Source organism: Methylobacterium sp. J-077 (genome assembly GCF_022829365.1).
In the GTDB taxonomy this organism is placed as follows: Bacteria; Pseudomonadota; Alphaproteobacteria; order Rhizobiales; family Beijerinckiaceae; genus Methylobacterium.
On sequence record NZ_JAKSYJ010000095.1, the window covers coordinates 1 to 510 of the forward strand.

The 510-nt window shown below is 65.9% G+C and carries 1 pseudogene; it reads left to right on the plus strand.

Going from position 1 to position 510, the window contains the following annotated elements:
* Positions 1-3: 3 nt before the first annotated feature.
* Positions 4-510 (plus strand): annotated as a pseudogene (locus MKL11_RS07710) (catalase); the annotation flags it as partial.

A 510-nucleotide genomic window follows, 5' to 3' on the forward strand; every position in this document is an offset into this window, starting at 1 on the left:
ATGATGGAGTTGAGAGCCTTGCCAGCGCCTGTCCGTTACAGCCCCGATGTCGAGGTCGTGAAGCCTGACGAGGGTAAGACCATCGAGGGACTGAACGAGACCTTCGACACGATCCTGCAGACGGTCGCGGACGACTCCGGACACGCCGTCCGCTCCGTCCACGCCAAGGCGCACGGCATCCTGGAGGGCGTGCTGCGGATCGATCACAACCTGCCGCCGGAACTGGCGCAGGGGCTGTTCGCCAAGCCCGGCGAGCACAAGGTCTACATGCGGATGTCGACCAACGCCGGCGACATCCTTCCCGACGCCGTCTCGCTGCCGCGCGGCCTCGCCCTGAAGGTCCTGGACGTCGAGGGCGAGCGCCTGCCCGATGCCGAGGGCACCACCCAGAACTTCATCATGGTCAATGGCAAGGTCTTCCAGGCGCCGAACGCCGAGAAATTCCTGGGCAGCCTGAAGATGCTTGCCGGCACGACCGACCGGGTCGAGGGGCTGAAGGTCGCCGCATCC